11 protein-coding genes are annotated in these 13,778 nt (G+C 50.0%); 2 read left to right on the plus strand and 9 right to left on the minus strand.

Features of this window, described 5'->3' with window-relative positions; translation table 11 throughout:
• The 9 genes from ICC18_RS09955 to ICC18_RS09995 form a co-directional block, all read right to left on the minus strand.
• Positions 1 to 1,437: a S41 family peptidase gene (locus ICC18_RS09955; protein ID WP_188174246.1), complete on the minus strand. Its 1,437-nt coding sequence runs from the start codon at positions 1,435 to 1,437 to the stop codon at positions 1 to 3.
• 58 nt (positions 1,438 to 1,495) lie between these two features.
• Complete coding sequence (mutS, locus tag ICC18_RS09960) at positions 1,496 to 4,153, minus strand: DNA mismatch repair protein MutS (RefSeq protein ID WP_188174247.1); 2,658 nt, start codon at positions 4,151 to 4,153, stop codon at positions 1,496 to 1,498.
• Between the two features lie 476 nt (positions 4,154 to 4,629).
• Positions 4,630 to 6,087, minus strand: coding sequence for a putative amidoligase domain-containing protein (locus ICC18_RS09965; protein WP_188174248.1), 1,458 nt, complete (start codon positions 6,085 to 6,087; stop codon positions 4,630 to 4,632).
• A 103-nt stretch (positions 6,088 to 6,190) separates the two neighbouring features.
• Positions 6,191 to 6,757, minus strand: coding sequence for an outer spore coat protein CotE (locus tag ICC18_RS09970; protein WP_188174249.1), 567 nt, complete (start codon positions 6,755 to 6,757; stop codon positions 6,191 to 6,193).
• A gap of 104 nt (positions 6,758 to 6,861) precedes the next feature.
• Complete coding sequence (locus ICC18_RS09975; RefSeq protein WP_188174250.1) at positions 6,862 to 7,821, minus strand: aromatic acid exporter family protein; 960 nt, start codon at positions 7,819 to 7,821, stop codon at positions 6,862 to 6,864.
• 73 nt (positions 7,822 to 7,894) lie between these two features.
• Positions 7,895 to 8,740 carry an ABC transporter permease gene (locus tag ICC18_RS09980; RefSeq protein WP_223192463.1) on the minus strand — a complete coding sequence of 282 codons (846 nt, stop codon included), beginning with the start codon at positions 8,738 to 8,740 and terminating at the stop codon, positions 7,895 to 7,897.
• Positions 8,733 to 9,506: an ABC transporter ATP-binding protein gene (locus ICC18_RS09985; protein ID WP_188174251.1), complete on the minus strand. Its 774-nt coding sequence runs from the start codon at positions 9,504 to 9,506 to the stop codon at positions 8,733 to 8,735. Before ICC18_RS09985 ends, ICC18_RS09980 begins: the two co-directional genes overlap by 8 nt.
• Before the next feature lie 117 nt (positions 9,507 to 9,623).
• Positions 9,624 to 10,637 carry an ABC transporter substrate-binding protein gene (locus ICC18_RS09990; protein ID WP_188174252.1) on the minus strand — a complete coding sequence of 338 codons (1,014 nt, stop codon included), beginning with the start codon at positions 10,635 to 10,637 and terminating at the stop codon, positions 9,624 to 9,626.
• Between the two features lie 144 nt (positions 10,638 to 10,781).
• Positions 10,782 to 12,308: a carboxypeptidase M32 gene (locus tag ICC18_RS09995; protein ID WP_188174253.1), complete on the minus strand. Its 1,527-nt coding sequence runs from the start codon at positions 12,306 to 12,308 to the stop codon at positions 10,782 to 10,784.
• A 157-nt stretch (positions 12,309 to 12,465) separates the two neighbouring features.
• Between ICC18_RS09995 and ICC18_RS10000 the strand changes: the two genes are divergently transcribed.
• Both ICC18_RS10000 and ICC18_RS10005 read left to right on the plus strand, forming a co-directional pair.
• Positions 12,466 to 12,789: an iron-sulfur cluster biosynthesis family protein gene (locus ICC18_RS10000; RefSeq protein WP_188174254.1), complete on the plus strand. Its 324-nt coding sequence runs from the start codon at positions 12,466 to 12,468 to the stop codon at positions 12,787 to 12,789.
• Positions 12,790 to 12,843: 54 nt separating this feature from the next.
• Positions 12,844 to 13,422, plus strand: coding sequence for a beta-class carbonic anhydrase (locus tag ICC18_RS10005; protein WP_188174255.1), 579 nt, complete (start codon positions 12,844 to 12,846; stop codon positions 13,420 to 13,422).
• The last annotated feature ends 356 nt before the right edge of the window (positions 13,423 to 13,778 follow it).

Raw genomic sequence — 13,778 nt, forward strand, 5'->3', positions numbered from 1 at the left:
TTAGTTCCCCTTTACAGCTCGAATGGAAACATTCTCTCCCTGATCATTCACTTTCAGCTGCGGGAAGAGGTCATCAAAAACATCCACATTCACGTAGCTTGTTCCGTTATCGATGATGAGCTTGTCCGATTCAACCGGAATTGCCTGTGTACCCTTTGCATCGGTAATATCAACCGTACGGTCGGTATCATTCCAAGTGATATTAGCGCCCACCAGGGCTGCTAAAGCACGTGTATTCGCGTACAAATGCCCATTTTCACGGAAAGTGCCCAGGACGCTGCCCATTTCGACGCCGTTATACTTGATTGCGTGTTTGGATATTTCTACATGGATATCGGAGATTCCCGACATATGAAGCGCAGTAATGAGCTGAGCCGCCGAGCCGTCCACCTTAACGTCAGGCGTAATGCCCACTTTATTCACTTTGCGCATTTTTGGCGTCAAATACTCTTCAATGGTAACTTTGAGCGCAGAACCGCCATCCAGCTGATAGAGCTGCTGAACGCTGCCTTTACCATAAGTTTGCATCCCGATTACCTTGCCCGCGTTATAATCCTGCAGGGCGCCGGATAATACCTCCGAAGCGCTTGCGCTGTACTCATTGGCTAAAATATATACTGGAACGGATAGTTCCGATCCGCCTGTAATAGGAACGGCCTCATCGATGCCGTTACGGTCTTTCGTATGAATCAAAACGCCTTCTTTAACAAAATGACTCGCAATGTTACGCGCTGTGTCCACGAGTCCGCCCGGATTATTGCGAACATCCAGAATTAATGCCTTAAGTCCTTTAGTTTTCAAATCCGAAAGCTGCTTATCGAAATCTTCGTCTGCATCGCTGGAAAAGTCCGTGATTTGAATGTAGCCGACGCCATTCGTAAAGCTTTTGCCGTAAACTTCAGGCACATTCACGGCTTTACGGATAAGTTCCACAGTCAGTTCTTTACCGCCGCGCAGTACGGTGACTTTCGTCTTGGTGCCGGCTTCTCCGATAATTTTGCTTCTGGCGGAATCGGTTGATTTAGGGTCAACAGCCGTACCGTCAACAGCAACAATGTAATCGTCCCGCTGCAATCCAGCGCTTTCAGCTGCCGATCCCGCGAATACCTCGCTTATATAGACACCTTTGTCATCCAGACCGATGCGAGCGCCCATTCCTACATAATTATTTTCCAAAGTACTGCTAAATTGGCTGTATTCCTCTTCGCTGAAAAAGACGGTATAAGGATCCTTGAGTCCATCCACCATCTGCTTAATCGATTGGTTAGCCAAGGCTTCTTCGGACACACCGCTTACATGCAGCTTGCCGATAATTTCTCTGACTTGCTGCGTTTGCAAATCTTCCTGCGCCATGGCGCTGACTGGAAGCACGGTCATAAGAGCTGAGGCAAGCGCTAATGTAACTTTCATTGTTTTCATTTTGGGTTGTTGGTTCATGCTTGTCTCTCCTTAGAGTTTTCTTTAGAAAACCAGCTTCGTAAACTGATAGTGCCGCCTATTGCAGCTTTTGTTTCCATTCGTATACCAAATTAAGCGCCTGGAGAGGCGTCATGTTGATCAAATCGATGCCCTTCAGCTGGTCGAGCACCAGCTGAGATTTGCCGTCAAGTTTCTTCTTGACGGCATGGGCAGGACTGTCCTCCTCGAAGAGGGACAGCTGCCGGATCTCAGCTGCCGGCTCAATCGCGGCAGCTGCGGCTACGGCCGGCTGGGACACGCGCGGCCGCTCGGCGGTGGCGGCGATTTGCGCAGCTCCCGCCGCCCGCTCTTCAAACCCGTTCAGCAGCTCATAGGAGCGCTGAATGATCGTCTCGGGCAGCCCGGCGATCTCGGCACAATAGATGCCGTAGCTCGTACTCGCTGCCCCGCGGATCAGCTTGCGCAGGAAGGTGACCTGCCTGCCGCTTTCTTTGACTGCCATGCAGTGGTTGCGCAGATGTGCGAGGCTTTCTTCCAGATGCGCAAGTTCGTGAAAATGCGTAGAGACAAGCGTTTTACAGCCGATCCGGTCATGAAGGAACTCAATGACCGCCTGCGCGATCGCCATGCCCTCGCCGGTCGAGGTGCCGCGGCCCAATTCATCGATGATGACGAGACTTTTGCTAGTCGCTTTCTCGGTCATCACCTGAATGTCCATCATCTCGACCATGAACGTGCTCTGCCCGCCGATCAGGTCATCGGCCGCACCGATCCGCGTGAAAATCCGATCGATGATCGGGATACGCGCGGACCTGGCAGGCACAAAGCAGCCTATCTGCGCCATCAGGCAGATCACGGCTACCTGCCGCATATAAGTAGATTTACCGGCCATATTCGGCCCGGTAATGAGTAGAATGCGGCCCTGCGCGTCTTCCAGGCTCGTTTCGTTCGCGATGAACGAGCCGTCCTGAATGACCGCCTCGACGACCGGATGGCGGCCTTCTTCGATGTGGAGATCGAAGCCTTCGCCGATCTCCGGCTTGCGGTAGTGCTGGGCGGCGCTGACAGCGGCCATCGACTGGTACACATCGGCGGTAGCGATCACTTCCGCCAGCTTCTGCAATCTGGAAATATGCCGGGAAATCCGGTCGCGCAGCTCGGTAAACAGCTCATATTCCAAATCGACCATTTTATCCTGCGCTTCAAGAATGAGCGCTTCTTTTTCTTTGAGCTCCGGCGTCACGTAGCGCTCCGCGTTCGCAAGGGTTTGCTTGCGCTCGTAGCGGCCCTCCGGAAGCGAAGCCATGTTCGCTTTGGTCACCTCAATAAAGTAGCCGAACACTTTGTTGTAGCCGATTTTCAGCGACTTGATGCCTGTCGCTTCCCGCTCTTGCCGCTCCAGCTCGGCAATCCACTGCTTGCCGTTGGTACTCGCCTCACGAAGCTGATCGAGGTAAGGCTGGTAGCCTTCCCGGATCATGCCGCCGTCTCGAATCGAGACCGGAGGCTCGTCCACGATGGAGCTCGCAATCCATGACATCACATCTTCGCAAGCGTCCATACCCTGAACCAGCTTGCGGAGCGTCTCCGAACCGGAGGCAGCGCACACTTCCTGCAGCAAGGGCACTTGCTGCAAGGAATGCTTTAATGCAACCATATCGCGGGCATTGGCGTTCCCGTACGAGATTCGGGCAACCAGACGTTCAAGGTCGTACACTTCCTTGAGCGCTTGTTTCACATCCTCACGGACGATCAACTGGTTATAGAGCAGATCCACGGCTTCCTGTCGCTCCTGGATGCGGGATACGCTCATTAGCGGCTTTTCAATCCAGCGGCGCAGCATGCGCGCGCCCATCGCGGTTACGGTTTTATCGAGCAGCCAGAGCAGCGAACCTTTTTTCGCGCGTTCGCGAACCGTTTCCGTAAGCTCCAGATTTCTGCGCGTGAAAGGATCCATCGTCATAAATTGATCGGGCTGGTACACCCGGATATGCTTGACGTGAGTCAAGGCTCTTTTTTGTGTTTCTTTCAGATAAGCCAACAGGAGCGCGACCCCTTGGCGGTTTAAGCCGGATAGGGCAGGCAGCGCTTCATCTTCGGCAAAATGCTCCGCCAGCAGTTTTTCGTCCGCCTGCGTCCACTCGGTCATCACCGTATTGCGGCTCCAGGTCGGGCTGCTCTCCCGAATCGTAGCCAAAAGCTGCTTGTCCGTAATAATTTCGGATGGGCTGTACACATTCAGCTCATCCATGACAAGCTCCCATGAATCCGGGAGAAGCGTCGTATACAACTCCCCGGTAGAAATGTCACACGCCGTGAACGCATAGCCTTCTTCCTTATTCACGAGCGAAACGATATAGTTGTTGCTAGTTTCACCCAGCAGCTTACTGTCCATGACCGTGCCCGGCGTCACAATGCGGACGATTTCGCGGCGCACAACGCCTTTAGCTTCGGATGGATCCTCGACTTGCTCGCAGATCGCGACCTTATATCCTTTTTCAATCAACCGGGACATGTAATTTTCAGCGGAATGGTAAGGCACCCCGCACATGGGGATGCGTTCTTCCGCGCCGCCCTCCCGGCCGGTTAATGTAATCTCGAGCTCTCGCGACGCGTTAATCGCATCCTCGAAAAACATTTCATAGAAATCACCCAGACGGAAAAACAAAAAAGCATCCGGGACTTGCGCCTTCACGGCCAAGTATTGCTGAATCATCGGCGTGTATTGGGCCATAATCCTGTTCGTTCCTCCAACCACATATAGTTATGTACGAATCTATCAATCTATCTTTCTCTTGTACGCAAAAAGAAACTGCCATGGCCAAGCTCGGGGCACGGGTAAAGTGTGTTAACACTGTCTTCCAGCGTTAATGGTCGAGCACAAGACTTACCGTGCAAGTTAACGCTGAAAAACAGGCTTAATCCAACATTTCCAGTCGGAAACGATGAAGTTTAACTGGAAAACCTCCATCTAATTCGGCAGTTTTAAGAGGAGTTCGTCATTTAGCTGGAAATTCTACAGGTAATTTAATGAATATAGTTAAAAAATCTATGTTCCCACTATTTTAGCGGGAGGTTTTCCAAGTAAATAGGCCCGTACGGGCTTCGAGTTCGAAATTAGCTCCAGTTTTTCCCGTTAACGTTTGAACATTGCAGTTGTGCATGCTGTGATTGGATTTGTTATAGCGACTATCCGTAGTATGCTCTCTATTATAACATGAATTGCGGTTCAATAGCTTCCTTGCGGTGATAGGGTGCAATTTTCCATGCTTTGCGGATATCTTCGCGTTCGTTCCAAGGTTCCATGGTCTCGATACGCGCCCGCAGACGGTCCAGCATGGACGCATATAAGCCGTAGGCTTTAAGCTGCGAAAGCTCGTGCCAGAGCCTCGCGACTACCGGCTTCAGCGCCTGCTTATCCCCCCGATAATAGGCTGATTGCACATCCGGCTCCTGCAAAGGACGCCATGGCAGCAGCCAGTAGTTATCGGCAATCAACGAGGCGAGCGCGAAGACGCCGCGCGTGATGTCCGGCGACTGCATCCAGCTCGGGAGCGGGCGGTATTCGAAGCCGCCGTACGACTTGCGCCGGAAGTCGCCGAGATAGCCGTACCGGGGGCGGCGGTCGCGCGTCGTATCGCCCTCGATCAAGATCAAAGGCAGCGCGAGGTAGTTATCGAGCGCGCGCAGCAAATGCCCATTCAGCCAGCAGCGGCTGAAGTGGATATGTCCGCCGAGCGGGTACCCGCGCACCGGCATGCCGCCCGAGAGCCACGCGAGGCTCTCGTCGGGAATCGCCCGCGCGGCGAGCTGCATCGTATGATGCAGGTTTCTCGCCAGTTCGCGCGGGTCTGCGCTCGGCTGCGGCCGCAGCTCCGCCAGCGGCAGGATCAGGCGATGCCCGCTGAGCACGATGGCATCGCAGCCGACGGCGCCGTCCCGCGTCAGGAAGCGGTCGGCGTAGACGACTTTGCCCTGCGGGCTGAGCAGCAGAAACTCCGGGTCGCTGCCGAGCATCGCACGCTCCTTGCGGAGCAGCTCCTTTGTGAGCGCTGCGTCGTAACGGTCTATCGCCTCCGCGAACAGCTGTGTCAGTCTCCCGTTCAGCTTCGGAACGGGATCCACATCCAGTACAAGCGTATGCCCCGACGGGATAACGCCAACCGTCACAAGCCCATAATCCAGTCCAAGCGCATAGATCGCTTTAACGGCTTCGCGGCTGGCTCTGCGCACGTGAAAGCTGGCGAGCTCGGGAGCAACTTCCCGATAGGCGGAATCACGATGCTTATTTTTCTGATTCAAGATTGTCGGCTCCGCCACCAACAACGGCTCTTTCTTTTCGTAGACGGCCAGTGCCTGCAAATGGAAAACTGCGACTTTGAACTTATGCGTAAAAGTAGGCCGCACTTCCCGCTCCGTATGCGAGATCATCGTCTTGATGCCATGAAGACGGAGCAGTTCTTCGCGTCTAGTCCGCTTCTGAGCTCTCACAACAGCTTTGAGCGGCTGCAGCGAGGGTACCCCCGGCAGTTCATCATGCGCCGCCCCCCAATGAATAACAACACGGCCCATCCATTCATCCGGAAGCATCGTTCCGCTCGGGATTCGAATGAGTCCTGCGAGCTCCAGCGCTTCTTTTTCCTGTGCGTGCAGCAAGAAAGCTTCCATGAGAATGGCTCCTTCACGCCCAAATTATCAATATAAACAAAAAAGAGGGCGAATGCCCTCTGCCGAACCAAAAACTCCAGCATAGACTGGAGTATAAGGTTCCTTAATCCAATTCATCTTCGAGAAGCTCGGCGTCCAGATCCTCGAAATCTCCATCGCCGCTGTCATCGAAGTCCACATGCTTGTCATCGAAATCATTGGGTCCGTACGGGCTAACAATGACGTAGACTTTGGTTTCGGCTACCATCTCGACTTGGAACTCCCGTTCCACCCGGATGACCACGCTGTCGCCGCTAGAAGAGATACTGGCTTCCACACAGTTCGGTTCTTGCGTTGCGACAGCGGAAACTTCGGCTGTAGCCGACTTATGTTTTTTGTCAAGATAACTGAGAGGTACGATTTCTACATAAGAAACGGTTTCTTTTGCGACGTCTGTTTTGGTGTTGCGATCGTAAGAATACCAGATGTTGATATCATAAGTACCAACTACTTCTACGCCATCTCCGGATTGGATCGCCTCAAACTGGTTGTTGATGATCCAAGCGCCCAATATACTGGTCGGAGAAAAGGGCGGAGTCACGGTATGACTTACGTGCGAAAATTTGCGACCTTTACCGCAGACAGCTTTTGTTATGATCTCTCTGCTCTGCAAATCTTTATTTAATGACATCCTTTCAACCTCCTCCATACAATCATTCATTACAATTGTATGCAGGACATTCGTCTAGGGTGACAATTATTTTTACACTTTAAAACACTTAATATTTTTTAGAGTCAACCCGCTTCAGGACGCTGTTTCTTCTGCCTTTTCGCCACGGATAAGCACTGCATAAGCTCCCGATTCAGCTGCAAAATAGCCGATCTCACCTCAAATTCAGCCCTGGTCTCCGGAAGCGGCATCTCTTTATACCGCTCATCCAGCTCTTGCAACTCTTTCTCTGCTGTACCTGTATAATAGTCTTCTTTGACAGATTGACTCAAATCTTCAAAGATAGCCGCGACGAGTTCCCCTTGCGGGAGTGTCTGGTATACTTGAGCGACCAAGCCAATCATACGATGAATAGAATCTAACTGTTCGCCCCGCATATAGAAATACACCCGCCAATAAGGATCCCCTCCGAATAGAAGCGAATTTTCCATCGATCTATTTGCAAGCGCTGCACCGCGTTCAATCTCTTCTCCCGCTTCGAGCAGTTCTTTGCCGTCCCAGACTAACGAGTTGTCGCGTAAATGTTGGGCAATTTTCACGAAAATAGCGGAAAACAGCTCTTCAACCCGCTTTTTGTGTGCTTCGATGGTTTTATCAGCTTTTGGCATATAGGCGATATTGATTAATGTCGCAGTACCTAACCCTACGAAAAGCAGCGCAATTTCATTAAGAATCGCCATAGGAGCAGCCGTTTCGTAGGCGTACAAATGGAACATGACGACAGCTCCAGTGACAGTTCCTTCGCTGATGCCCAATCGGTGCAAAACAGGGAAAACAACGATGACAAATAGTCCGACAACCCAAGCTTGAAACCCGAATACCCAAAACATCGCAGAACCAATGATAAGAGCTAACATCGATGCTGCTATCCGTTGTACGGAGTTTCGAATTCCTTTCTTCTTTGTTACTTCGACGCCAAGTATCGCCAAAAGTCCCGCTGCTGCAGGTGTTTTGAGCCCAAGCAGCTGAGCGAGAAACATGGCGATGACGACCGCAAGGGCCGTTTTGAGCACACGAATGCCCATAGCGATATCACCTCTTTACCGGTTTAACCTATGGGCTCATTATTTCATTATTAGGCAGTTTGTGGCAAGTTTTTTACCGATGCTTTGTTATTTTTTTCTCCAGTACGGACACAGCTTGATACATGACGGTTGCTACGAGAGCTATGACGATTAAAGTCGAAATGACGAGCGTAAAGTTGAATACTTGAAAACCGTATATGATCAAATACCCAAGGCCGATTTCCGATACGAGAAACTCGCCTACGATGACGCCAACCCAGGCTAAGCCGACATTCACCTTCAGCGTCGCCACGATCGCGGGAAAGGATGCCGGGAGTATAACCTTTTGGAATACCTTGCGCTTATTTCCTCCAAAAATAGTCACGACTTTCACATAGTTGGCGTCTACCTCTTTAAAACTGCCATAGACAACAAGTGTCGTAATAATTACGGTTATTGACAACGTCGTTGCAATGATCGAAAGCAGCCCCGGTCCAAGGCCGACGATGAAAAGCGGCCCCAATGCCACTTTGGGCATGCTGTTGATAACGACAATATAGGGATCGAGCACTTTCGCCAGGAAAGACGACCACCAGATCATGACGGCGAGCGCTGTGCCGAGCAGCGTGCCAAGCGCGAAACCTACGATGGTTTCCAGGACAGTCGCACCAACATGTGGGAGAAGCGAACCGTCGAGCAATTTATCCCATAGCAGCTTGAACACTTTTGTCGGGTAACTGAAGAGCAGCACATCGATCCACTTCAACCGGCCGGCGAGCTCCCAGACGCCAAAAAACACAACTAAAATGACGAGTTGCACGAGCCGCACATAGCGGAGTTCCCTCTTCCCGCTCCATACAAACTGTTGATGGACATATTGTGATAGTTCATTTGCGGCAAGCGGCTTCTGGTGCGGCACCATGCCTTTCTTCTCATTCATCGGCGTCGCCTCCAAATTCTTGCCAAATGTCACGGAATAAGGTGTGAAAACCTGGTTTTTCGCGCGCTTCAAAAGGCAGCGGAGCTCGAATCTCTTCAGGGATGACGAATTCTTTATGAATCCTCCCCGGATTCGGCGCAAGCACGAAGATGCGGTCACTCATGGCAATCGCCTCGGAAATATCGTGCGTAACGAGCAGCGCCGTCTTCTGTTTGGCGCGAAGCGTATCGATGACCAGATCCTCCAGCTGCAGTTTTGTTCGATAATCGAGCGCGGAGAAAGGTTCATCCAGCAGCAAAATTTCCGGATCCGTAGCCAAGGTGCGCACAAGCGCGACTCTTTGACGCATGCCGCCCGAAAGCTGTGAAGGATAATAATCTTTAAACCGCAGCAATCCCATTTCATCTAATAGATGCAGCACAGCCTGCTTCTTCTCCCCAGTTAAAGAACCCTGCAATTCAAGTCCGATGGAGGCATTGTCCAGGATCGTTCGCCAAGGAAACAGATAATCCTGCTGAAGCATATAACCGACACGCGGTGAAGGACCCGACACCAGCTCTCCGGCCACTTTGACGGTTCCGACTGTCGGCGCGATCAGTCCGGCGATGATCGACAACATGGTCGTCTTTCCGCAGCCGCTTGGACCGATTAAACTGACGAATTCGCCGCGCCGGATAACGAAATTCATCTGCTGGATGGCGAGCGTCGCCTGCTGCTCGGTTACGTATACTTGCGTCACGTCCGCTACTGTCACAGCTTCGTTCATATTCGTGCCCCCTTCAAGTTTTCCGTGAGGAAAACTGGCTTCGTAAGCATCGGCTTCAAATTTTCCGTAAGGAAAACCTGCTTTGCAAGTTAGTAATTCTCATCGCCGGAAGTCGGTCTATGGTTTTACGTTGCTTTTGGCTTTCTCCGCAAAACTGTTATTCACTAGCTTCTTCCATTCAACTCTCGCCTTTAATTCCCCTGCGGAAGTCATGACATCCAAAAGGTTATTCCATTCTTGTTCATCAACAATGGGATCTGTTGCATATGAACCTTGATCCTTGTAACGTTTGATCACGTTTTTGACAATTTCAATATCGGTATCTTTAAAATAAGGCAGCACCGCAGCCGCGATTTCATCCACGCTTTTCGCTTGAACCCAATTTTGCGCTCGTTGAACGGCGTTTGTGAATTTCTGAACAGTGACCGGGTTTTTGTCGATAAAGCTTTGTTTAGTCATGAAGACCGTATAAGGCAAGTGCCCGCTCTCTACCCCGAAGGAAGCTAATACGTAGCCTTTACCTTCTTTTTCAATGATGGAAGCTTGGGGTTCAAACAACTGGACATATTCGCCGGTTCCGGAGGAATAGGCCGATACGATATTAGCGAATTCGATATTTTGAATGAGCTGCAGATCTTTTTGCGGGTTGATGTTATGCTTCTTCAGTGTGAATTCACCGGCCATTTGCGGCATGCCGCCTTTTCTTTGTCCAAGGAATACCGAGCCTTTGAGCGAGTTCCAGTCGAAGTTATCGACTTTTTTCCGTGAAACCAGAAACGTTCCATCGGTTTGCGTAAGCTGAGCGAAGTTAATGACAGGATCATCCGATCCTTGCTGCGACACATAAATTGATGTTTCCGAACCGACAAGGGCAACGTCAATGCCGCCGGATAACAAGGCCGTCATCGTTTTGTCGCCTCCAGGGGTCGTCGTCAGTTCAACATCCAATCCTTCATCCTTGAAAAATCCTTGCGACAACGCCACATATTGAGGCGCATAAAAAACCGACCGCGTGACTTCACCGATTCGAACCTTAGTCGTCTCCGCAGGTTTTGTGCCGCAAGCCGATAGCAACACGCTAAGCAGCAGTATGGCTGATAAAGCTAATGACCACCTTTTTCGCTTATTCATAGACGTACCTCCCAGCAAGTAGTAATGTATCCTATGCAAGAGCCCAGAAGTCTGTTAACGCTGGATACGGATACACGCAAAACAAAAAGCACCTACTGACGACTATTGCCGCCATAAGGTGCTAAATAATAGTTGGAGCTATATCTAAATGCCGTAAACCGCTTTGTATTTTTCTTCCAAATACTGAACCAGGTAGTCCGGATTCAATTCTTCACCGGTCACTTGCTTGACGATTTCATTTGGCGTCAGCAGCTTGCCGTACTGGTAGATTTTATCCGACAGCCATTCTTTGATCGGTACTAAGTTTCCTGCTTCAACGAGCTCGTCGAAATTCGGAAGCTCTTTGCGCAGCGTGTTGTTGAATTGTGCGGCGTACATGTTGCCCAACGAATAAGACGGGAAATAGCCGAATGCTCCACCGGACCAATGAACATCTTGCAGGACACCCTCGCCGTCATTGGATGGTACGACACCCAAGTACTCTTCATATTTGGCATTCCAAGCTTGCGGCAGGTCCGCTACTTCGATGGTGCCGTTGATCAAGCCTTTTTCCAGCTCGTAACGAATCATAATATGGAAGTTGTATGTAAGTTCGTCCGCTTCAATCCGGATTAACGAAGGGTGTATGTGGTTGATTGCCCGGTAGAACGTGTCGACATCCACATCGTCAATTTGACCGGCAAATATGGACTGCAGTTCGCCATAGTAACGGTTCCAGAATGCCTTGCTGCGTCCGATCACATTTTCCCAGAAACGGGACTGCGACTCGTGAATACCCATGGACGTACCCGTGCATAGATTGGTTCCGACTAAATCCTTGGAAATGTTTTGCTCATACAAAGCGTGGCCGCCTTCGTGAATGGTACCAAAAAGAGCAGAGGTAATGTCATTAGGTAAATAGCGCGTGGTGATGCGGACATCTCCCGGATTCAACGCCGTAGCAAACGGATGCACCGTCTCGTCCAAACGTCCCGCCTCGAAGTCATACTGCATTTGTTTCAGGATGGAAAGAGAAAATTGCTTTTGCTTGCTGATTTCAAACTGCTGATTCAAAAAAGCGCGATCCGGCTGATTCGGCGAAGCTTGAATGCGCTGCAAAAGCGGTACTACTTTGTCGCGCAGCGCGCCAAATACTTGATCAAGCTTATCTACCGTCATGCCCGGTTCATACATATCGAGCAGCGTGTTGTATTTATTGCCCTCATAGCCCCAAAGCTCGATGAATTCTTTCGTTGTCGCAACGATTTTTTCCAAATAAGGCTGAAACATCGCCCAATCGGATTTATGCTTGGCTTCCTCCCACATGGATTCAGCCTGCGACGTCAGGACGACATAGGCTTGATATTTCTCGGCTGGTATTTTTTTGCTGCGATCGTACTCTTTTTTGCATTCCAATACCATCTTACGGGAAATGGAGTCCAGTTGATCGAGCTGCTCAGGCTGAATGAAGTAATCCAAGTAAGCGCCCATCTCATCCGATGTAGACATCCGGAACACTTCCGTGGAAAGCTCGCCTACGACTTCGGAGCGCGTTTCGATTCCTTTTTTCGGAGCTCCGGTGCGCATATCCCAATATATCAGGGCGATCGCTTCTTCGTATTGCTTCATTTTGCGAACATAAGCTTTGAATGAATCCAGTTTCGTTTGATTCTCTTGTACACTCACACTCATACTCAGATCTCCTTCCAAATGTTTCTGATTTCATCATACTTTGTCCACTTATCAGAATCAAATTTATGCACATTTGTGCTACAATATAATGAAGATCATGAAATCTTGCGAAAAATGATGCAAGTTTTCTAACGAAAACTCTGAGGAGCTGACACCTATGAAAATAACGTTTACCGATTCAGCTATCCAGCGGTTGACTCCCGCTCTTGTGGACGGACAAGCACTCCTGAAGCTTGTTTTTGACACAGAAGGCTGCGGATGCTCGGTTAATGGCGTTCCTACGCTTTGGCTTGTAGACACCGGATCCGAAGGCGATGTTAGCGCCGATGCGGAGCCTTTCCAGTTGGTCTATAAAGCCAAAGATGAGATCTTTTTCGAGGAAAATATGAAGATTGACTACCAGGACACAACTAAATCCTTTATACTCAAGAGTAATAGTCAGATTTATAATGCGGGTATGAGTCTGATAGACAAAAGATAACAGCTGCACGATCATCAGCACGATGCAGCCTAAAACTTGGATGGAGGGACCGCCATGACTTTATTTAGAGAAATACTGGACCACAATAAGAACTTCGTTGAAACAAAGCAATATAAAGAGTTTCTGACGACTAAGTTTCCAGATAAACGAATGGTTGTCGTCACTTGCATGGATACGCGCCTGGTCGAATTACTGCCCAAAGCCATGAATTTGAGCAATGGGGACGCCAAAATCATTAAAAATGCCGGCGCCATCGTTTCTCATCCGTTCGGCAGTTTAATGCGAAGCATTATCGTGGCCGTCTACGAGCTGGATGCGGACGAGGTGTTCGTCGTCGGGCATTATGACTGCGGGATGACCGGTTTAAACTCGGAAAGCGTCATTACGAAAGCCAAAAATCGCGGTATTTCCGATGATGTCATAGAGACGCTCGGTCATGCCGGTATTGATCTCACCCGCTGGCTGACTGGTTTCAAGCATGCACAGGAAGGGATCGAGAAAAGCGTCAACATCATCCGCAATCACCCGCTGCTTCCCAAAAATCTGCCTGTCCACGGTCTCATTATTGACCCGGAAACAGGACGTCTTGATGTAATTTGCGACGGTTATGAAGTAGAGTCAAGCGAGAAGTAAAAGTCCGGCGGCTTTATCTTGAGCACGTAGCCCCGATAACGAACAAAGTCGTTGTTTAGAGAACATTGAGACGCTAATCGATGGCAAAAAAGGCAAAATCAGGGCTTCAGCGAATAAAGTTCTCAAATTTACGAACAATGTTCATGAGGAACTAGAGAACTTTTTACGCAATACTGGCTAGATTTAGCGTCCAGAGGAGCGTTATAAACGAACAGTGGTCTTTATTCCTTTTACACGCAGCTTCAACGATCTTTTTGTTTCCGCTGTATATCCCATTGAAACTTAGGGTATGACTAACGCTTCCTTTCATCAAAAGAATTAAACATTCTTAAATATGAACAAAAATCCCTGTCACG

The sequence above is a fragment of the Paenibacillus sedimenti genome (assembly GCF_014534655.1).
GTDB classification, from domain to species: domain Bacteria; phylum Bacillota; class Bacilli; order Paenibacillales; family NBRC-103111; genus Paenibacillus_E; species Paenibacillus_E sedimenti.